This window comes from Sphingobacterium sp. 40-24 (genome assembly GCF_001899705.1).
GTDB lineage: Bacteria > Bacteroidota > Bacteroidia > Sphingobacteriales > Sphingobacteriaceae > Sphingobacterium > Sphingobacterium multivorum.
In genome coordinates this window covers 128938-149539 of sequence record NZ_MKWH01000063.1, presented here as the reverse complement: position 1 = coordinate 149539, position 20602 = coordinate 128938, and the positions used below count along the sequence as shown (strand labels likewise).

17 protein-coding genes are annotated in these 20602 nt (G+C 39.8%); 7 read left to right on the top strand and 10 right to left on the bottom strand.

Annotation, left to right across the window (positions count from 1 at the left end; all coding sequences use genetic code 11):
* Window positions 1-93 precede the first annotated feature (93 nt).
* Complete coding sequence (locus BGP15_RS24095; protein ID WP_286770849.1) at window positions 94-1434, bottom strand: M60 family metallopeptidase; 1341 nt, start codon at window positions 1432-1434, stop codon at window positions 94-96.
* Between the two features lie 925 nt (window positions 1435-2359).
* Here BGP15_RS24095 and BGP15_RS24090 point away from each other — a divergent pair.
* Complete coding sequence (locus BGP15_RS24090) at window positions 2360-2761, top strand: helix-turn-helix domain-containing protein (RefSeq protein ID WP_286770848.1); 402 nt, start codon at window positions 2360-2362, stop codon at window positions 2759-2761.
* A gap of 151 nt (window positions 2762-2912) precedes the next feature.
* Here BGP15_RS24090 and BGP15_RS24085 read toward each other — a convergent pair whose 3' ends face one another.
* From BGP15_RS24085 to BGP15_RS24075, 3 genes are all read right to left on the bottom strand, one after another.
* Window positions 2913-4211, bottom strand: a complete 1299-nt coding sequence (locus BGP15_RS24085; RefSeq protein WP_070561061.1) for a hypothetical protein — start codon at window positions 4209-4211, stop codon at window positions 2913-2915.
* 210 nt (window positions 4212-4421) lie between these two features.
* The gene (locus tag BGP15_RS24080; RefSeq protein ID WP_070561062.1) at window positions 4422-4937 is read right to left on the bottom strand and encodes an N-acetyltransferase; all 516 of its coding nucleotides are present in this window, start codon (window positions 4935-4937) and stop codon (window positions 4422-4424) included.
* A gap of 85 nt (window positions 4938-5022) precedes the next feature.
* Window positions 5023-6438, bottom strand: coding sequence for an aminotransferase-like domain-containing protein (locus BGP15_RS24075; protein WP_070561063.1), 1416 nt, complete (start codon window positions 6436-6438; stop codon window positions 5023-5025).
* A gap of 58 nt (window positions 6439-6496) precedes the next feature.
* On the opposite strand from BGP15_RS24075, the gene dxs reads away from it, so the two are divergent.
* On the top strand, window positions 6497-8419 hold the full coding sequence (gene dxs / locus BGP15_RS24070; RefSeq protein ID WP_312351356.1) for a 1-deoxy-D-xylulose-5-phosphate synthase: 1923 nt from the start codon (window positions 6497-6499) through the stop codon (window positions 8417-8419).
* Between the two features lie 287 nt (window positions 8420-8706).
* Window positions 8707-9702: a peptide-methionine (R)-S-oxide reductase MsrB gene (msrB, locus tag BGP15_RS27085; RefSeq protein ID WP_236560210.1), complete on the top strand. Its 996-nt coding sequence runs from the start codon at window positions 8707-8709 to the stop codon at window positions 9700-9702.
* 59 nt (window positions 9703-9761) lie between these two features.
* On the opposite strand, the gene BGP15_RS24060 is transcribed toward msrB, so the two are convergent.
* The gene (locus BGP15_RS24060; protein ID WP_115048810.1) at window positions 9762-10517 is read right to left on the bottom strand and encodes a response regulator transcription factor; all 756 of its coding nucleotides are present in this window, start codon (window positions 10515-10517) and stop codon (window positions 9762-9764) included.
* 150 nt (window positions 10518-10667) lie between these two features.
* On the opposite strand from BGP15_RS24060, the gene BGP15_RS24055 reads away from it, so the two are divergent.
* Both BGP15_RS24055 and BGP15_RS24050 read left to right on the top strand, forming a co-directional pair.
* Window positions 10668-11474 carry a DUF5694 domain-containing protein gene (locus tag BGP15_RS24055; RefSeq protein WP_070561200.1) on the top strand — a complete coding sequence of 269 codons (807 nt, stop codon included), beginning with the start codon at window positions 10668-10670 and terminating at the stop codon, window positions 11472-11474.
* Window positions 11475-11560: 86 nt separating this feature from the next.
* Window positions 11561-12292, top strand: coding sequence for a DUF3667 domain-containing protein (locus BGP15_RS24050; protein ID WP_236560211.1), 732 nt, complete (start codon window positions 11561-11563; stop codon window positions 12290-12292).
* A gap of 45 nt (window positions 12293-12337) precedes the next feature.
* On the opposite strand, the gene BGP15_RS24045 is transcribed toward BGP15_RS24050, so the two are convergent.
* The 3 genes from BGP15_RS24045 to BGP15_RS24035 all read right to left on the bottom strand — a co-directional run bounded on the left by BGP15_RS24045 (window position 12338) and on the right by BGP15_RS24035 (window position 16384).
* Entirely contained in the window at window positions 12338-14053 is a 1716-nt protein-coding gene (locus tag BGP15_RS24045) for a M14 family metallopeptidase (RefSeq protein ID WP_115048812.1), read from the bottom strand.
* Window positions 14054-14193: 140 nt separating this feature from the next.
* Complete coding sequence (locus BGP15_RS24040; protein WP_070561067.1) at window positions 14194-15138, bottom strand: aldo/keto reductase; 945 nt, start codon at window positions 15136-15138, stop codon at window positions 14194-14196.
* Window positions 15139-15328: 190 nt separating this feature from the next.
* Complete coding sequence (locus BGP15_RS24035; RefSeq protein WP_070561202.1) at window positions 15329-16384, bottom strand: NAD(P)-dependent alcohol dehydrogenase; 1056 nt, start codon at window positions 16382-16384, stop codon at window positions 15329-15331.
* A 199-nt stretch (window positions 16385-16583) separates the two neighbouring features.
* Between BGP15_RS24035 and BGP15_RS24030 the strand changes: the two genes are divergently transcribed.
* Together BGP15_RS24030 and BGP15_RS24025 are read left to right on the top strand one after the other, a co-directional pair.
* Complete coding sequence (locus BGP15_RS24030; RefSeq protein ID WP_070561068.1) at window positions 16584-17150, top strand: YceI family protein; 567 nt, start codon at window positions 16584-16586, stop codon at window positions 17148-17150.
* A 234-nt stretch (window positions 17151-17384) separates the two neighbouring features.
* Window positions 17385-17969, top strand: coding sequence for a hypothetical protein (locus BGP15_RS24025; RefSeq protein WP_070561069.1), 585 nt, complete (start codon window positions 17385-17387; stop codon window positions 17967-17969).
* Between the two features lie 32 nt (window positions 17970-18001).
* On the opposite strand, the gene arr is transcribed toward BGP15_RS24025, so the two are convergent.
* Window positions 18002-18745, bottom strand: a complete 744-nt coding sequence (arr, locus tag BGP15_RS24020; protein ID WP_083295751.1) for an NAD(+)--rifampin ADP-ribosyltransferase — start codon at window positions 18743-18745, stop codon at window positions 18002-18004.
* Between the two features lie 268 nt (window positions 18746-19013).
* Window positions 19014-20240, bottom strand: a complete 1227-nt coding sequence (locus BGP15_RS24015) for an amidohydrolase (protein WP_175441938.1) — start codon at window positions 20238-20240, stop codon at window positions 19014-19016.
* Window positions 20241-20602 lie beyond the last annotated feature (362 nt).

The following is a 20602-nucleotide window of genomic DNA, read 5'->3' as shown; positions in this document are numbered from 1 at the left end:
TGTTTTTATTGTAAAACAACGATTAATTTTTTTTCCGCGATAACGTACTTGTTTCTATCCGTCTATCTTGTCCAACAGGGTATTTAAGAATGTTTAATCTCTTAAAGTAGTTAGATCCTGCATTGGCGCTGGCAAATTCAAATCAGCTATAGCTGTATAGACAGATTCATCAACTTTAAACCCCCATTTTCTAAAAAAATCCGAGAGATCTTTTTGAGCAATCTGACATGCAGACAGCATAAAATAGCGCATTTTCTCTGCATCTGTCGAAACTGCGGGCCTGTTCTCGCGCGTAGTTTTGCTAAGTTTGATGTAAAAATCGTCGCCAAATCCCAACCAGAGTTGATGAAACATAATCATTTTCAAATCATTATCCCCCAAATTAAAGTTACGATCAGCGATATTTTTTTGAAAGTAAGTCGTCAATTTAGGCCAGGAATTATTGGCTGTCACTCGACTTACCGGCAATCCAAATCCCCTTTCGCTGGCTAGCGAATAGACATTCACGGTTGTTTCTGTCAGATTGCCCCAGGTCCAAGCTTTTTGTTGATAGGTGTGGCCGACCTCATGCCATATTCCCCATCCATTTGTATTGGACAGATATTTTGGCTGCAACATACGATAAGATAAGGCATCGGTAAAATAAATAGAAATACCGGCTGCCATATAGCCTCCAGCACTCGAATCCCTCACTGTAATCAGATGCTTATTGTAAGGTACCGCATGAACTCCACTGGTACCATTCAAGCCACTGATCCGATTGGAAAAGTCAATAATTGAATCCAGTCTATTAACAATCAGCTGTTGATCTTCGTCCCTGTACAACAGGGCATCGGCAATTTTGGCTACCATAATGGTGTGATCCGACGAGAAGACGACATCCGGTACGGTACTTTTCAACGAATCCAATGTAGCTACCCATTGCTCATGGGAGGTTATCCCCTTTTGAAAGTAAGGGACCGGAATAAATCCATTGCCAAAAGAAAGCTCGATTTCTCCAGTTGTTGTATAATTATCAGCTGTATAAATCACATAAACCAATCCCCCGTATTGATCCACTGTGAAAGTTTGCGTACCTGCCTGGAGATTGAAATACTGCCGGACTGGTCGAATATTATCTCTAAAAGGCGTCCCGATCGCTAAGCGTGCTGCTGTAGTACCCGAGTTGACTTTTACGTTTATAGTTATGGTACTGTTTGGCGCCACATAAAATCCGGTCATTTGCATCTCATTGTGATTCGCTCGAAACTGAAGTCTATCAGCCTCCGTTGCGGCCGAAGGACTTACGTTGAATAGTTGGACCGAATCCGCTATTGCTAAGGATTCTGCGCCGGTATCGTTTGGTAAGGTGTACATTAAGCTGCCATCTTTCCGGCAGGAAATGCTCATAGCGATCACTAAAATCGTGATTAAGGAAAACACGGTCTTTCTCATAATTTTTAAATAAAGTTTATAAATTGTATTAATTGTCCGCACTTCTTCCGATCATCCTACAAAGCCTCAGCGGCTGTTTCGAAGTTTTTTATTTTTTTGATCGATTTAGGATTCCACAAAACTTGAAACAAGATGATCCATACAAAGAATTCTCTTCACCTTCGGTAAAGTATTAGTTCATAATCTTAAAGCAAGATATAATATATTGTACAGAAAAATAATCAACTGCTTCAGATCAAACGTTTGCACAATCAACGAAAACCTTTTCGCTTAGACAAACATAAAATAACCCAAAAGAAAGTATATTTTATAAAAAATGACAAGAATCGAGTAATAACCTTATTCTGTACCGCGATAGAAGCTAGATGTTATTCAAACTAATCGCTCAGATCTAACGCTATTCGCTCGAACACTCCATCATCCAGCACTAGCGGAGCTGCGCATGATCATCTCAATAACCATGATTAAATTATAGATGAAGATGACTTGAAGTGGATTAATTAGACGTGAATCCTAAAAAACCTAAAAAAAAGCAGTATAACCAAAGGTTATAATCAACGTATTTCATAGTTTTATTTTTAATAAAGATAACATACGTAAAAACCTATATTACAAAGAATAATACAAAATAAAACAAGAGAAAAATGAAATCAGAAAATAGAACAAAAAAACGATTTCTCTCTTCTCGGAGCCAAGTTTTAATTTATCCTTCTATTTTTCAAAGGATAATCTGCTTCGCTTCAGTTTACCAGAATCAATTATAAAAAATTATAATTTTAAAAAGCGAATCGTTAATTTCGAAAAGTACACTATGAAATTAATACCCTAATTTTGCTTGTATTCAAAAAAGTTTGATGAAACATTTAATCTAAACTATAGCCTCAGAACACTATAGTGAATCAATAACAAGCGATTATCTTAAAACATGAAAAATAACATAAAGGAACAAAAAGAAACATTAAATCAATTGGATCAAAATTCAGCACCGCTAGCGGAACACCCCATTATAGTAGAATTTAAAAAACTCATTCACCAGTATCCTCAGAATCACTGGGATCTCCAATTCTACTTGAAAAAGCTCAACGTTTCAAGAATGGCCTTACATCGATTGACACTTTCAAGCCGTGAAACTTCACCCAGCACGATCGTCAAGGAAATTGTCGCAAGTGAGATTGCCAAAAAACTTGCTACCACTGAAATTCCGATTAAAGAGTTGACTTCGTATTATGGTTTTAGTTCTTCAGCATCATTAACACGGTTTATAAAAAAGCATACCGGTCTGAGTCCCCGAAAATTTAGGGCATTAAATGCGCTGGATTATATTTAAAAAATAACTCGAAGCTATCTCCCGATCGATAGCTAAAAATTGAATAGCATAGGGTAAGCTTTTTATGAAATTTGGGCGATATTCCTATATTTACCAGTATTTAATGCTGATTTGGTAAAGCTGCATAGTACAAAAAATCAAGATAGTGTATCTACTGCTTTTTGATAAGCCTGTAGTTATTCAGCGGTTCGTCCTTTTGCACGGCATACTGATCTTTGAGTTGCATCACCCAGCCCTCACCCTCTACGCGTTGCCCTTCGATTTTTGTAGGCCTACTAACTGTTATTTTATCCCAATTGGGCCCCATAAGCGCTCCACTTTTGACTTCAAGAATCCCCCAGTTATCAGTAATCCTTATGGTTGGATAAACAGTTCCCAAATCTGCGATTGGAAGGATATTTCTCGGATCAAAAGACACATTCATTTTCTCGAATTTTATAGTCATATGAGGCTGGTCTACAAACAAGGAACGATAAAATGCGATTTGCTTTCTTATTTTTTCCGCACGTAGCCGCTCTTCTCTGAATACCAGGTTCCCGTTATACTTCGCTGCTATGACTTTTACTGTTGCCGCAAGATCTTTCGGAACCTCAATGTTCAATTCGCGCATAAAAAATGCGGTTAAATCCGTATTTACTGAAATCTTTTGGTTCCAAAGCGGATCCTTTAAACTCATTATATAACCATAGATCGGCGTGGTATTATAGGCAAAAGACCTTACATAAGTGGGATTCGAGAAAAATCTGTCTACAACATTAGTAAAATGTTTTTTTGTTTTTTCTTTGTTTCTCCCACTAATCATTAGCCCGGTATACTCTGCGATTCCTTCATTAAGCTCCAATTGGTTTTCAATGTGGGCAGAACCTGGAAAAAGTGAATTTCGATACTTCCGAAAAATCAAAGCACCCTTCAAATGCATTCGTTGTTCATCTTGCGCGTCTGAACAAACCGCCTTTTTAAGTGCTTCCAATTCTAAACGTAAATATATTCGTCCATTCTCTTGGTCGAGATGGATACTTTCGCTGTTATTTTGAACAAATCCCAAAACCGATTGTGCTGAATGAAACAATTCATGGGCCAACAAATTGATCCGTGTATAATAATCTTTAGATAAAGGCAGCATAATCATCGCCCAAGTAAGCCCATTCCACGTTAAAGATGTATTGGCAATATTTACACTATCGGGTAATTTACCGATATAGCTATTTTTGTATTGCACAAACGAACTATCGGCACCAGAGTTATTACTAAATAGCTGCCGCGTATCAGGGTTTACCAAAATAATATTATCATATAAATCCCTATTCCACAACGAATAACCAATCTTAGCCGCAGTTTTAATTTCACTAAAGTACTGAACGATACTCTCTGGCTTTATGTCCTTAAATTCTTGCCCAAATGCGAATACACAGAACCAAAGATATAGAAGCGTTATAACTATTTTCTTCATTAAACAATTATGAAAAGGGATTATAAACGATATTTTTTAGTTTAAAGATATTGTTAAAGTTTGACAAACACCTTCTTTTTAAAAACTAAAAATACACATTATAAAACTAAAATATCTATCATTAAACAAAAAAAAGCGCACTAATCTGTGCACTTTTTTTGCTAAACATTATTATGCTTTGTTTAAACTTCACGATAAAGTTCCTTTGAACTATGAGGTCGCCTTAAGATATATTGCTGATTCCAAGGCCAATCCCTCGAATCTGCTAATCCCTGGCTGTTTTATAAATCCATTCTGCTCAAAAAATCCTATCGACGAACTTATTATGGGTTCATTCACCCATATCACGTCATAGGGATTGCAGACGGCAAGACATTTGTCCATTAAAGATGTCTCCATTTGCTGCCGAGCTGCATGTTGGCAGACACCAAAGTCCGCGATTCGAATCGCACGTGTACCTGCCAGGGCATCCGGTTTCTGCCCTTTCGAGGTTATTCTTGCATAACCCATTGGTTGATCGTCGGCATACACCACCAGCCATTGGTTTGACATGCTGTTTATTTCGTTGACAAGTGTTCTGGAATTAAAATTGTCAGCGATGTAATGTTCCAGTTCAGCTGGCTCCACTAAGTTGGCGAATTTTTCTAGCGCCAGTGTTTTGGTGATCATCGACAACGCTTCAATTCCCTGCTCTGTTGCCACCGTAAATTTTGTAACTATATTCATATATGCATCTCCTATTAAACAAACAAATGTACATGCTATCACTTGCTATTATTCGATACACATTATTCATTTAGCATCAGTACAGCTACAGGTTCCCACATAAATACCGACCTATATGCTGGATCGCTTCAATTCGTTTATCAGAAAATTTATCCGCGATGACCAACCTAAAATAATGTCCAAAAGTATTCGCAAAAGAGAACGTATAACCCGGTGTGAATCTCGCACCAATTTTTTCACATTGCGCATAAAAATCCGACATATCTGTACTTTCGGGCATTTTAACCCAAAGACTATATCCACCTGCCGGGGCAATCACTTTGGTTTGTTCGGGAAAACTGGAAGCGATTAGGTTGGTGGCTAGATAGGCATTTTTTGCCAGTTGCATCTTCAGTGAACGAATATGCCGATCGTAACTACTGCTGCCGATTAAACGGCTTACAGTCTCCTGATTCAAAGGGGAAACTGTACTGCCCAACGCAAACTTGATCTGTTCGGCATCTTTCAGAAATAGCCCTGTGCTTAACCAGCCCAGTCGAATTCCAGGTGCCAGGGTTTTTGAATAAGATGAATAAGTCATCACCAATCCGCTTTCATCAAATTGTTTTAAAGTAGATGGTCTACTCCCGTGAAAGTTTAGGTCGCCATATATATCGTTCTCGATAACAGCAACATGATATTGATGAGCAATCGCCAATAAAGCAATTTTCTGTTCATCTGCAAGCAAAATACCTGTTGGATTATGAAAATTCGGTGTTAGCACGACGGCTTTTACAGCACTTCTTTGACATGCTCTTCTAAAAAAATCAATATCGAAGCCTTCTTTAGTCAGAACAGGAACTTCAATGACACGCAGTTTGAGCACCCGAATGACCTCCAATACAGAAAATACACATGGACTTTCCACAGCAACAATATCTCCGGCTTCGCATACGGCTGCCAAGGCGATATACAAGGCCTGTAAAGCGCCATCTGTGATCAGCAGTTCATCTGTATGCAGCAAGGTCTGATGAGAGGCCGCACGGCTGACAATGTTGTCCTTCAATTGTACAGAGCCATTAGACGGATAATAGCGTAGCAATCCTGCCCCTAGTTCCCGAATGACCTGTTGCATCGTCCGAAGTAAAAGTTTTTGCGGAACAAGGAGATCCCCTGGAGCCGCAACATTAAATTCCGAAAAACCCCGCCCCAAAGGTGACGCTGTTGTCAGGCCCAGCCTTTGTTCAAAGACAGCATCCCTTACTATTGGTGGACGACCATGCCCTCCTGGTTCTGCCAGCATTTCATTTTTCGCACTGACATAGTAGCCAGATTTCGGAACGCTTTCCACTAGGCCACGAATCATAAGATATTCGTATCCAGCTTGAACAGTACTCATACTTAAACCATAATAATCTTTAAAATCACGTACTGAAGGTAGCTTTTGTCCGGGTTTATAGACCCCTGATTTTATATTTTTCTCGATTGCCTGTGTAAAGATTTCAAATTTATAGTTCTTCATCTGTATTGATCACTTTTACCTATACTGTACCTGTATCGCAAATCTAATCAATCTAAATTTGTCTAAAAAAGAAATGACAGGTAATTATCAAATCAACAGCCCCAGTGAATTACGAGCTCTTCCACAGGAGGTATTACCCGAATTAGGTCAGGAATTAAGGAACCTCCTCATTGACCATATTGCTACACATGGCGGTCATTTTAGTTCAAGCCTTAGTGTTGTAGAACTTACCATAGCAATACATTATGTGTTTAACACCCCTGAGGATAAATTGATATGGGACGTTGGTCATCAGGCTTATGTCCATAAATTAATCACAGGTAGAGCGGCTCGCTTCCATTCGAACAGGCTTCTACATGGCATCAGCGGATTTCCTGTTATGGAAGAAAATAACTTTGACGCCTTTGGTACTGGTCATTCATCCACATCCTTATCAGCAATTCTGGGTATGGCCTGCGCGGCCAGGTATAAGGGTGATCATAACCGTCAACACATCGCTGTTATCGGTGACGGCGCCATGACTGCCGGTCTAGCATTCGAAGCTTTAAATAATATTGGTTTCGAGCAGCCCGACCTATTGATTATATTAAATGACAACAATATGTCTATTGATGCCGGTACGGGAGCGCTACAAAATTATCTGACCGACCTGACCTCGGGGCAAGCCTATAATCAGTTCAAATCACAGATCAAAAAGCTGCTGTCGCGTAATAAGGATCGGGCACAATGGTCAATTGCTGCGATTAGAAAAATAGAGAAACTGATAAAAACGGGACTACTTGCTTCAAGCAATATTTTTGAGGCCTTAGGTATACGTTATTTTGGACCAGTGGATGGGCATAATCTCCATAAGCTTATCAAAATATTCGAGCAGTTGAAGCATATAATGGGGCCCAAAATAGTACATTGTGTGACGCAGAAAGGAAAAGGTTTTGCACCGGCCATGTTAAATAAGGCAGAATGGCATGCCACGGGGAAATTCGACAAACTGACAGGTGAACGGTTAGAACACCAGCTACCGCAACTCCACAACGAGACTTTTCAGCAGGTGCTGGGCGAAACGCTGACACAGCTGGCCCGAAGGAATAGTCGTATTATGGCTATTAGCCCAGCGATGCTTTGCGGCAGCAGGCTAACCGCAATGAAACAGCAGATGCCCAACCGTGTTTTTGATGTTGGTATCTGCGAACAGCATGCCGTTACTTTTTCTGCTGGCCTTGCTGCCGATGGACTACTTCCTTTCTGCTTTATCTATTCGACATTCTTACAACGCGCCTATGATCAGCTTATCCACGACGTCGCTTTGCAGAAATTGCCAGTCGTGTTCTGTATTGACAGGGCCGGTGTTGTCGGTCCCGACGGCCCCACTCATCAGGGGGCATTCGACATTGCTTTTCTCCGATGCATACCCAACATTACGGGCGCTTCCCCCATGACGCTTACAGACTTTAAAAATTTGTTGTTCACGGCTCAGGACATCGCTCTCGACGGACCGTTTGCAATCCGCTACCCAAAAGGTCGAGGTAACCAAGAGAAGCAATCCGACAAATATAAAAGACTTGAAATGGGAAAAGGAAGAAGACTTTGTTCAGGTAAAGACATTGCCCTACTCTCTCTTGGACCCGTTGGTCAATATGCACAGGACGCCTGCTGCGAGCTGCTCCAGGAGGACATCCACGTCGGGCACTATGATCTCCGGTTTTTTAAACCGCTCGACGAAGCGTTATTACATGAGGTATTCCAATCATATTCGTCTATCATCACCATCGAAGATGGATGTATCGCAGGTGGAGTGGGCACCGCAGTGCTTGAATTTATGGTGGAACATGGTTACTCGGCTACGTTAAAACGTCTTGGTTTGCCCGACTCGTTCGCAGTACAGGGTACACAGCAACAGCTTCACCAACTTTATTACTACGACAAACAGGCTATTATAGCCACAGTGAGACAGCTACACAGAGATACAGCTGGCGAAGTTTAGCTAAAAGGTCTTTTTGTCAGGACATACCTTTCATAGACTTATTTCGTCTTCCAATTGTAAAAAGAATCTATTAGAGTCAAAACTGTTTATATCTTCTAAGTTAAACATCCAGAAAGGTACGGTGTTTGTAGCCTACATGAAAGAAACAATGTTGTTTCTTTCATGTAGCAATCCATACCATGAAACACTTATTCGTCCTCCTTGCTATAGCGACCGGCTTATTTCTGATCAGCAAGGTTTGCTTTTCACAAAAAGGGAAAGACTTAAAACCGTCAACACAAAATACTATGAATACTACAAATCAAAAAGATCATGTTGTCTATTTTGCAGGAGGATGCTTCTGGGGAACTGAGCACTTCTTTAAACAAGTGCGCGGGGTCACCGCAACGGAAGTTGGCTATGCCAATGGAAACCTTCAGCACCCTTCTTATGCACAAGTTTCGACAGGAACGTCCGGGTTTGCCGAAACCGTAAAGGTAAACTTCGACCCAGCGCTTGTCGATCTAAAGCTGCTCGTAGACCTTTTCTTCAAAACAATTGACCCAACTTCACTGAATAAACAAGGCAACGATATCGGTACGCAATACCGTACAGGCATCTATTATACCAATGCCGACGATGCTGCTGTTATCAAAGAGCAAATAGCTGCTTTAGCAAGTCAATACAGGAGCAAAATAGTGGTGGAAATAGAACCTTTACAGAATTACTATAATGCTGAAGCTTATCATCAAAAATACCTGGACAAAAACCCCGGTGGTTATTGCCATATAAGCCCTGATTTATTTGAACTTGCACGAAATGCCAACCCCGAAAAAGCGAAAGTGAACATTGAGAACAGGTATAAAAAAGCTGACAAGGAGACCTTGAAGAAGGAGTTAACTCCATTGCAATACGATGTTACACAAAACAGTGCAACAGAGCGCGCATTTGACAACGCCTATAATGACGAATTTAGGGAAGGCATTTATGTCGATATCACAACTGGAGAACCCTTATTTGTCTCAACAGATAAATTTGAATCGGGCTGTGGATGGCCAAGTTTTTCCAAACCAATTAGCGATAGCTTGATTCAAGAACACGCCGACAATTCGTACGGGATGCGCAGAACGGAAGTACGCAGCAAAACTGGTGATGCACACCTCGGCCATGTTTTTAACGATGGACCCGCAGATAAAGGTGGTCTACGCTATTGTATAAACAGTGCTTCACTTCGATTTATTCCAAAAGACAAGATGAAAGCACAGGGCTACGAGAAGTACTTACCCCTATTGGTAAAAAAATAATCTGCAGCGCCTCGATTGAGGCGCTTGCCCTGAACATTTCAACATCCGTCAAGCCATCGTTACAATAACCTATTATTCAATGCATAAACCAATGCTTCATTCATGTTACTTACCCCCAGTTTTTCAAATAATTTTCGCCGATGAAATTTCACCGTGTCAATGGAAACGAAAATTTTTTCGGAAGTTTCATGAATGGTCAGACCGCGATGATAAAAGCGTAAAATTTCTATTTCACGTTCGGTAAGGTTAATCTTTTTTTGGGAGTTCCATCTCCCAGTCAACAGATCCAACTCCCAAACTAAGTTGGAGTGCAACTTTTCGATCGTCACGTTGCCCGAAGACACATTGGTGGATAAAGATACGATACAAATTGCCTTCCATATTTTCCCCTCTTCTGTCAAAAAAACCGGCGTCAGTTTATGATTAATCAAAATAAATTTGTTATGCGCATTTTGTATCTGAAAATCATACGATATAACGTAAAGCTTCCGTTCCTCTATGGGTATTTTTTCGTAAAAACTGAACCCCGCTTCGTTAATCGTAATGAGCATCCGGAAATCATCGGACGGAACATATTTTTGATAAAAGCCATAGCCCATTTCCATCACCTCTGTGGCTGTTAAACCAGCGAGAAACAGCGGGTTGTCTGAAACAAACTCAAAGCTTTTGGCCTGATAATCGATTAGATAGATACTCTGGTAAGTAATTCGTGAGAAAGCTTTGACAAGCTCAATATAGCCATGCGTCTGCAGGATGTCCTTTTCTGAAAGACGATCAACATTATTTTTTTGTGAAAATAGCGCGTTAAAATCCATAACGAAATTCTAAGTTTCGAAGTTAAATAAAACTACACTCAAGTGTAGCTTTTATTTGGACAAACTGTAATACTTTTGGACAAAACAGCTAGAAAAATACAGCTAACTGAACGAAAAGCCGGAAAAAACATAAAACCATTTCTTACACAGATGCTTATTAAAACTATACAGATTCGAAATATTGGAATCGCCCTTGGGGTCTTATTTTTTGGGAACAGCTACGCACAGCAGAAAATCGAAGTTTTAAATTTTGGGACATTTCACATGAGCTATACCCCTGATGCCCATAAAGTAGAATTTGATGAAAAAGATCAAAAAAACAGAAGAGAAACTTATCATGTAGCCAAACTGTTGGCTGATTTTAAACCAACCATCATTTGCGTAGAAGTCATTTCTGAAAAAAACAAAGAATTGAACAGTGACTACAGATCTTTTATCGACGACAAAGGCCATAAAGCTAAGTTTGGTGGTGAAATAGCGTTAATCGCTTATGAAGTTGGCAAACTTGCAGGGGTAAAAACAATTTATGGAATTGATGAACAACAAACTGCAGCATATAATTACAACATTGCCAATGAACTGGAGAACCAGGTGGATACTGTAACGTATAAAAACTACATGGGAAAAATCATGAAGGAATTCACCCATATTGACCAACTCTCCATTTTAGATAAATTAAAGGTATTTAATCACAAAGAGACCCTGCAAAAATTTATCAATGTAAACGCTGATATCTTAACCTACAGTAGTACAAAAGGTAATTTTGAAGGAGCAGACGAAGCCACTAAATTTTACGGAAGAAATCTACGGATACTCTCCAATTTAAATCAGATCCCTGTCACGGCGCAAGATCGTATTTTGCTGATCACCGGTGCTACTCACGCAGCTTTTCTTGGTGAGTTTTTGCAACGGAGCCCCAAATACAAGCTTGTGGAAGTTGCTGAATACCTCCAATAAAATGGTCCGTAAAGAAAGTTTGCCTTTATAGGCTTTAAAAATGATATAGAGTACCTAACCTTAATTACCTAAAGAAAAACTTCAACATGATAACTTGCAAAAACTGCGGTACAGACATTACGTCAAAATTTTGTCCCGATTGTGGCCAACCTGCAACGCTGAAAAGAATAGATGCGCATTATATCACCCATGAAATAGAACATGTGCTTCACTTTGAACGCGGCATTCTCTATACCATTAGCGGATTGGTAACAGCGCCGGGGAAGAATGTGCAAAACTACATTTCTGAGAATCGTAGCCGGCTGGTCAAACCTATTATTTTTGTTATAGTAACCTCTTTAGTGTACTCAATTATTGCCCACTTTTTCCATACTGAAGAACGGTATATGCAGTCAATCGACAGCCATGGTATTGAAAGTAAACTCATCATCACGACCCACATCTTCCGATGGCTACAAGATCATTATGGTTATGCTAACATTATCATGGGATTCTTTATCGCCCTTTGGACTAAATTATTCTTTAAAAAATACGGCTATAATCTTTTTGAAATCATCATCTTATTATGTTTTATTATGGGGATGGCGATGTTAATTTATGCTTTTTTTGCAATAATTGATGGTATAACCCACCAGCGTTTTATCTTATACGCAACATTGGTGACCTTTGCATATTACTCCTGGGCCATGGGACAGTTTTTTGATAAGACTAAAAAGATCAGCTATTTCAAAGCATTTGCCGCTTTAATAATAGGCTTTATCTCCTATTTGATCGTCATAATGTTCATTGGTATTACCCTGGATATACTTATAAGATAGCCATATTGTAACGAACGCAGCCTTGTGTATCAAAAATCACCGTGATCAATTGATGCGATAAATAGGATAAAGAAGATGTGACTCTTCATAGTAAGGTGAATGTTTGTATATCCAATCCAGCTGCGCACTACTACTCGCAGCAAGTTTAGGGTTGTTCATCTTCTCGCGTTCAAAGGCAGCTCTTAAATCTTTATTCTCTTTTAGAAGTTTGGCTGCTGTATCTTCAAAAACATATGCTGAATAATATTCTTTCTGTCCTAAGATCGCATCAAAGAAATTCCAATTAAAATAAGAGTCTATTGCTTCAGGTTCTAAAGTTTCCAGCAAGAACTTTACACCGTCCTGATTCAAGGGGACTAAATAATCACCAGCACGAAAGTTTACCTTATTGGATTCCCGGAGGAGGCTGGTATCAAAATGTAAATAATGCCCTTCATAAGGACTTGAAGTTGTCTTGAAATCCTTAATTCGATACTGTTCCACCGCTATTACCGTATCTTGTTTTAGCGGAATCATTTTGATCTGATTGAGTGTTAGCAAGTTAACAATTTCCCATTCAGACTGCGGAATGACATAATACGATGGAATAGTTACTTCTTTTGTCGGAACATAGGTATTATATAACTTAACTTGTTTTGAAAACTTAGCGTTTCTATCATACCACAATCTATCTTTCGAGGAGACATCGCTCGGCTTATATTTTGCCTCGAAGCCCTTAAAGTCCAGTGGTTCATATTTCGATGAATCAAGCTTCCATGCTATGGCATATTTATCCCCTATTTGATATTGCTTGAGGTTTTCAGTTCTTTTTTGTTTAATCTCCTTATAATGCTGTTCCATAAAATCCAGATTACAACGCATATAATCATAAGTCGCTTTGACACGTTCTTGATAAGGTTTCAACATATGTGTTTCCACCACGGTTCCGATGACATTAAATAGACTGGTGTAACCTGTTGCATATCTTGGCGAATCCATAAAAGTTGGAAAACCACCATCAGGTACATCGTTGTGGATGTTAACATAGGGAACAGACATAAACCCTTTCTCCTGGAGATCTTTCAGTAAGGTTTTTTGCATGTTGTTATTAAAATAATTACCTAAAAGGTTTCCCAGACGTTCTTTGTTTGTTGAGATATAAGTAAAAGTGTACTGATAATCGGCCCCATTGCTCACATGATTATCGATAAAAACATCCGGCTTGACCCAGTGGAAAATCTGCTGAAAACTGCGCGAGTTTTTAGTGTCTGTCTTAATAAAATCCCTATTTAAGTCATAATGCCTTGCATTTCCACGAAAGCCATACTCTTCAGGGCCATTTTGGTTAGCTCGGGAAAAGCTCCCACGATTTAAAATCCCACTGACATTGTAACTCGCGAGCGCAACAACGATAACATTTTGAGGTGCCTTTACCTTTCCTGTCGCCAAATCCCGCATGAGCATCATAGTGGCATCAATACCATCGGGTTCTCCGGGATGAATACCGTTGTTGACCAATAAAATACACTTCCCTTTCCTAGCGACTTCCAGTGTCTTTCCAAACGGATTAAATACGACCACATCTATTGGTTTATTGTTATCGTCTTCTCCCTTTGTTTCATAATGAATTGATGTATATTTCTCCGCCAATTCCTGATAGTAGGCCCGCATTTCTTCAAATGTTGTGGATTGATTACCATTGCCCCGTTCATAAGGTGTAGGCATTTGCGCATAACTTCTGCCAAAAAGCATAAAAGAAAATAATATCAGGAACCGTTTCATAAGATCAATTTAGCGTCCAATTTACGATAAACTTGTTAAAATACATAAGCTATCTCCACCGTCTATCAAGAACGACTTCTCAATAAAAACAAAATCCCTCAGAAATGTAGGGATTTTGTGATTGCTCTTTTACCGGTATTTTAATTGCTGACCTCGTTTAATAATTCGATATCTTCTGTATCCAACTTAAGAGCCGGCGCCGCACATAGCGTATCCAATTGACGCTCACTTGTGGCACTCACAATGGGAGCGGTAATCAGCGGTTTAGCCAACAACCATGCTAATGCTACAGTAGCCTGTTTTGTCTCATGCTTCTCGGAGATAGCATCGAGCGCTTTCAGGACAGCTTTACCTTTAGCATCAAAATATTTTTTGATCCCACCGCCCCTTGCCGTTTTATCAAAGTCAGTTTCAGTACGGTATTTACCGGTCAAGAAACCTGCTGCAAGCGACCAATATGGAAATACACTCAACCCATACTTCTCGACCAAGCCCGCATAATCTGTTTCAAAACCTGCACGCTCTACCAAATTGTAATGCGGTTGCAACGCAACATATTTGGGAAGACCGTTTTTCTCTGCTACATCAAAGCTTTCCGTTAAACGCGCTGGCGATAGATTGGAAGCGGCGATATAACGTACCTTGCCTGCCTCTATTAAGTCCGCATAAGCCGACAACGTCTCTTCCACGGGGGTTATGTTATCGTCAAAGTGGGTATAGTATAGATCTATATGATCTACTCCCAACCGTCGTAATGATTCATCAGCCGATTTCAAGATATGTTTCCTTGAGATATCATATCCGTGTTCCTTGGTCTCCGATCCGACTTTTGTTGCAATTACTATATTTTGACGGTTACCACGGCTTTTTAACCATTTTCCAATAATTTCTTCGGACTGCCCTCCGGTTCCATTTACCCACCACGAATAGGTGTCTGCCGTATCAATAAAATTAAACCCTGCTCCTACAAATTTATCTAACATTTCAAACGATTGCTGCTCATTTAATGTCCAGCCAAAAACATTCCCACCAAAATTAATTGGAGCTATCTGCAAATCTGTGTGCTGTATTTCTACCTTCTTCATTGAAATTATCTATTTTATTGTTCCTTTAAATAAAAAAATAGCTATGCCTTTCCAGCTGAAAAGCTCAAGCTAAAGTTACGGTATCCATCTTGAATCATGTCAGCATTCTTCAAATCCAATTGTCAAAACGCGTAAAGATTTTATTGCGATTAAAAAAATAGGTCGGCTCTTTAACCGACCTGTTCTTGGATTACTTTTCAATAGACGACATGTCGATTACGAAACGATATTTTACATCACTATCCAATACCCTTTGATAAGCCTCATTTACATAGTCGATATCAATCATTTCTGTTTCGGGTAGAATATTATGTTCAGCACAAAAATCAAGCATATCTTGAGTTTCCTGTATTCCCCCAATGCTGGAAGCCGTTAGGATCTTATTTCCCCCCATAATTGAGCGTCCATTGATTTCCATGGGCGCAGCTGGAATCCCCACACAAATATAAACTCCCTTTGTTTTCAATAATGCAAGATAGAGGTTATAATCATGCGGTGCCGATACGGTATCAATAATAAAATCAAAATACGATGAGAATTCTCTTATTTCATCTGCCTCATGCGTATTTAAGAACTTGTGTGCGCCAAGTAGAGCCGCATCCTCCTTCTTACGTGGAGAATGGCTTATCATTGTGACTTCTGCTCCCATTGCTACTGCAATTTTAACAGCCATATGTCCCAATCCACCTAAGCCCAACACACCAACTTTATGTCCTTTGCTAATATTCCATCTTTTTAATGGCGAATAGGTGGTGATTCCAGCACAGAGTAGCGGTGCCACCTTTTTAATATCCAACGATTCCGGCACATGCAGCACAAAGTCCGCATCCGCAACAATATTATTGCTATAACCACCAAAAGTATAGCTGTGATCATGCATCACATCCTTGCTGTTGTAAGTCCAGACGGTCTTCTTTTCCGAACAGAACTGTTGTTGGTCTGACTTACAGTTATCGCATTCGCCACAGGAAGCCACCATACAACCGACACCTGCCAGGTCTCCTTTTTTAAACTTAGTCACTCCACTACCAACGGCACTTATCCGACCGACAATTTCGTGCCCGGGAACAATTGGGTACTGTGTACCACCCCACTCGTCATGTACTTGATGAATATCGGAGTGACAGATCCCGCTGTATAAGATATCTATTAAAACATCGTTTGCACCAAGCTCCCTCCTTTCAAACTCCCAGTATTCAAGTGGAGAACTGCTGTCTTTCGCCGCATAACCTTTCGACTTAATCATATTATCTTTTTTTATAGACCACAATTTGGATGCGAAGATATCTCCGATCCCCTTTTTATATTGTACTAAGTTAGCGGGTATTGATGACGAATAGAGCAAGGCAAACACAATATTGACACTCCGCAAACAAAAAAACAAGTTTAAACATAGAAATATCCGCACAAGACCATGTATATTTGAGTTCATATAAATCATTTCAATGAAAAGAACCAGTCTAACGCTAGCAATTATTTGCTTAACATCAATGGCTTTCGCCCAAAAGATAAGCTACAAAGTGAACACGCAAAATTCGACAATCAAATGGAATGCTAAAAAAGTTGTCGGAGGACATGTGGGAACAATCAATATACAAGAAGGAACGGTACAGACAGAAAAAGGGAAAATTACCGGCGGTGGTTTTACCATAGATATGAATTCCATGGCTTGTACTGATGCACCTAAATTGACCGGGCAACTAAAAAATGAAGATTTCTTCAATGTGCCTACCTATCCCAACAGTAAATTTGTCATCAGTAAGGTTGATAATAGCAAAGGCAATCCAATCATAACAGGCAATCTGACGATCAAGAATAAAACAAAATCGATCTCCTTTCCAGCAAAAGTCACCACAACTGCAGATGGGCTTTCCGCTGAAGCTATCGGAGTCAAAGTAAATCGACTGGACTTTGATATACAGTATCGTTCAGCAAGCTTTTTCTCCGACTTAGGCAATCGCGCTATCGATGATGAATTCACCTTAGATATCCTACTTAAGGCTGTAAAATAAAAACTATTAGAGCCATTTGTTAATACAGATGGCTCTTCCTTCATTGCATCGTACCGAGAATCGATATGATCTTCCCTCCTCAACATAGCGCGTCCGCGCATTTCTACAGCAGCAAACAAAGACTCCGTTAAATTAGATTTGATTCAAATTGCACTTAGTAACCGATAAGATTGACGAAAGTAAAGTTTTAAAATTATCTTTAAACTCCCAAAAGTAAGGTTAGACAAATTATATATGGAGAAAATAAAAACTTTTCAACAGCACGAGCTTAATAGAATTAGAAAAAATTGGAGTGACAGTGGCCTCGCATTTGAAAAGTTGGGAAGATCTTCTAACATAGCAGATTATTCAGATCGCGAGATCAATGAAATGCTTCTCGGCGTATATAAAGACAGTAAACATCTTATGGTCGATGAAGGCTACTTTATCGATCTCACCCAAGCCCGTAAAGCCAGCTGTATTTTGGTTGATGTATCCTATTCAAGACGTATCAAACCTGCTCCAAACAGCGTCCTTAGTCTTCAGGATATCCGTAATTTTTATATTGAAGATTATTTCATAGAAACGGAAGAAGCATTTTCCAATAGATACAAACATAAGATAACCGGTTATTTAAAAAAGATCGGCGGAATCAGTTTGGGCAAAGGGCAATACAATTACCTGTATTCTATTCCGAACGATTTCAAAACTTTTTTCGGCGATACGCCAGCCGATCTGTTCTATCCGATCCAACGTTATATCAATGGTTTATTTTTTGACGACGATTATCGAATTTCAGCCTTCGAAGTTATCAGCAAGATTGTTATCAGTAAGACATAACTCCGATTGCCGGAGCAGGCACTCGTGATTTCTTAATTGATAATGTCGCCGCCACTCTCGTCTAGTTTATCACGAAATTTTTCAAGTTCCTGAGTGCCGGGTTTTGCCCAATTAGCAACTTCACCAATAATTTTTAATGGAAATTCAGATCGATAGGAACGTGTCGGATTTCCGAGGAATTTCTGATCCGTCAGGTTGGGATCATGCTCATAATCACCGGTAGGTTCAACAATAAATACGCGCTCGCTACGCTCACCTTTTGCGAGTGCCGCTGCAAGTCCAGCCCCATTCATCAAGCCTGTAAAATAAATGTGGTTCATTTTTAAGTCAGCTTGATAGTTGGAATTGAAGCCTGGAACCAATAAATCGCCGATTTGTGCATCTGCTTTTGTCCCATGATAAAAAGGTCCCTTATCAAAGGGGATATTTTTATAAGAAGAGGCCAGCCGAGCATACTCACTTGCCATTGCTTCTTCTCCTAAGCCTGTGTAACAGGCGCAAATCTTCAAATACAATCCGGGTAATGCACTGGTCGTCCGGTCATCGTTGATTACCAATGCATGCTCTAAGGCTATGTGTAGCCATTTCAGACCATCAGACAGCGATTTTTGTTGCCGCGATACAAAATAAGCCGCAAAAAACTTTTCATGGTCATCACTTGCCTCCCGATAACCTTGCATAAAAAATGACAGTGATTCTTCCGCTCTACCGCTTTCTTCCAGTTGTATTCCTTTTAGACAAAGTTTGACAACTTCATTAAATGGTGAAAATTCCATCGTATAAATTATTTTTTATCCAACATACATTATTCTCGCCTCAATTACAAATGACCACTCCTTAAAAACATCTGTTCTACAGCAAGGCCTTGGACGTGAAAAGCCAGTTATGAGGATAACCGGCTCTTCAACAAAATTGTTCTCTTAATTTCAATATTTCTCCACGCAATAACGTACAATTGGTTGGGCATTTAGGAAACGACACATTGCTGGAATCCCGAAGGCAGTTAGCGTTCGGAACGCAATCATTATCCGATAGTGGCGTCCTTTAGAACACAATATTGCCTTTGTGAATCAATGAAGTCACAGGTGAAATCCGAGAAACTGCTTCAGCAGAACAACTTGCCTCAACAAAAACCATACTGGCTTCATCGCCCACTTTCGGCCATTGTTGATTTCCATTATTATCCAAAGGCAATTTGTAACGTGTGGCGAAAGCGAGTGTTCTGGATAAGCCGAATTCTGTTCCATAGCCATACAGCTCAGCAATTAGATTCGCTTTCTGGAGCATGTTTCCCGAACCAAAGGTATTCCAGTGATCCTGAATATTGTCATTTCCAATCAAAACTTCCACACCATATTTTCGAAGTGTCGGAATAGGCATAATCATATTGCCAAAAGGCACTGAGGAGACGATTCCCACGCCCGCCTCGGCAAGACGCGCCGCAATTTTTTCGACTTCGACATTTGCGAGACGGCTAAGTGCAAAAGCGTGGCTAACAAAAGCTTTTCCTTTTAATTGGGGGTTTTCCAATGTTCGGTCGATCAAAAAGTCGATTGTCTTTAGACCACTTTCTCCCATTTCATGGAGATGTATGTCAACTCCCTTATCGTTATCAAGCGCCAACCGGGTAATCTGCTCCATACTTTTTTCAATACTTCCGTCCAAAGAGTACGGATCTACTCCACCGATGAAACTAACAGCATCCAGTTTTGCAACATCCTTCAAAATGGGTAAGGTATCCGTATAATAGAGACCATGCTGTGGAAAAGCAACCAGCTCCACGTCTACCGTGTCTTTTTTTGATGCAAGCGCCTTTTCTAAATTTGTTAGCGATCTTAGTCCAGATGTTGGATCAACATTGAAATGCGAACGAATAAAATCAGTTCCGTATGCCTGCAGAAAATTCAGCATTTTGCCCGTTCTTTCGACCGAGGTGCTTAACCATTCAGGAATCATCTTTTGCTCATACGCGATCATATCTTTTACGGTATGCCGCGTGGGAGATACTGCTTCCCATGGCAAACCAAACAACATTTTATCCAAATGGGCATGCATATCCTTAAAGGCCGGCAACATCAAATGTCCTTTTGCATCGATTCCATTGGCATTTGGGGTATTTGGTTTGATTCCTTTGATCTTACCCGCTTCAACTTCTACACAGCATAAAGCGGTATTTGTACTTATTACTTCCTCTCCATCAAACTCGAATCCCGTCTCAAGCCGTACGTTTTTTAAAATATATGTTTTAGCTTTCATATTTCTTTTGATCATATTCTTTTTTCTAAAATTTACTAGACAATGGAAACGGTATTATTTTTTCCGCATTTATGACTTAGTATGACCAAAACAAAGGTCGCGATGATTTTTCTGGATGTTTTGCAGAATACATCTCGAAGCTTGAACAATTTATCACAACGCAAACTTTGACTTAACATTGTGTGTGAGCAGGAGCTACACGAGTACACTTTCAGCCAGTGTTTGACCAATAATAGCGAAATTTAAGATCCACGCTTGTAATAAATTGTCCAACAGATGGAATGAAAACCACATTGTAAAAACAGCCCTATCTCCTATTTTTGTACTAGACGTCAAACTTATTCGACAGTTTATCGAAAATTACAGCATAATAGAAT

What these genes read in the sequence shown, in the direction of transcription:
- arr (WP_083295751.1), bottom strand. Translation starts at nt 18,745, where the DNA reads ATGGAATTTTCACCATTTAATGAAGTTGTCAAACTTTGTCTAAAAGGA.
- BGP15_RS24055 (WP_070561200.1), top strand. Translation starts at nt 10,668, where the DNA reads ATGCTTATTAAAACTATACAGATTCGAAATATTGGAATCGCCCTTGGG.
- BGP15_RS24090 (WP_286770848.1), top strand. Translation starts at nt 2,360, where the DNA reads ATGAAAAATAACATAAAGGAACAAAAAGAAACATTAAATCAATTGGAT.
- BGP15_RS24045 (WP_115048812.1), bottom strand. Translation starts at nt 14,053, where the DNA reads ATGAAACGGTTCCTGATATTATTTTCTTTTATGCTTTTTGGCAGAAGT.
- BGP15_RS24075 (WP_070561063.1), bottom strand. Translation starts at nt 6,438, where the DNA reads ATGAAGAACTATAAATTTGAAATCTTTACACAGGCAATCGAGAAAAAT.
- BGP15_RS24080 (WP_070561062.1), bottom strand. Translation starts at nt 4,937, where the DNA reads ATGAATATAGTTACAAAATTTACGGTGGCAACAGAGCAGGGAATTGAA.
- BGP15_RS24095 (WP_286770849.1), bottom strand. Translation starts at nt 1,434, where the DNA reads ATGAGAAAGACCGTGTTTTCCTTAATCACGATTTTAGTGATCGCTATG.
- msrB (WP_236560210.1), top strand. Translation starts at nt 8,707, where the DNA reads ATGAATACTACAAATCAAAAAGATCATGTTGTCTATTTTGCAGGAGGA.
- BGP15_RS24035 (WP_070561202.1), bottom strand. Translation starts at nt 16,384, where the DNA reads ATGATTAAGTCGAAAGGTTATGCGGCGAAAGACAGCAGTTCTCCACTT.
- BGP15_RS24025 (WP_070561069.1), top strand. Translation starts at nt 17,385, where the DNA reads ATGGAGAAAATAAAAACTTTTCAACAGCACGAGCTTAATAGAATTAGA.
- BGP15_RS24030 (WP_070561068.1), top strand. Translation starts at nt 16,584, where the DNA reads ATGAAAAGAACCAGTCTAACGCTAGCAATTATTTGCTTAACATCAATG.
- BGP15_RS24085 (WP_070561061.1), bottom strand. Translation starts at nt 4,211, where the DNA reads ATGAAGAAAATAGTTATAACGCTTCTATATCTTTGGTTCTGTGTATTC.
- BGP15_RS24015 (WP_175441938.1), bottom strand. Translation starts at nt 20,240, where the DNA reads ATGATCAAAAGAAATATGAAAGCTAAAACATATATTTTAAAAAACGTA.
- BGP15_RS24050 (WP_236560211.1), top strand. Translation starts at nt 11,561, where the DNA reads ATGATAACTTGCAAAAACTGCGGTACAGACATTACGTCAAAATTTTGT.
- BGP15_RS24060 (WP_115048810.1), bottom strand. Translation starts at nt 10,517, where the DNA reads ATGGATTTTAACGCGCTATTTTCACAAAAAAATAATGTTGATCGTCTT.
- BGP15_RS24040 (WP_070561067.1), bottom strand. Translation starts at nt 15,138, where the DNA reads ATGAAGAAGGTAGAAATACAGCACACAGATTTGCAGATAGCTCCAATT.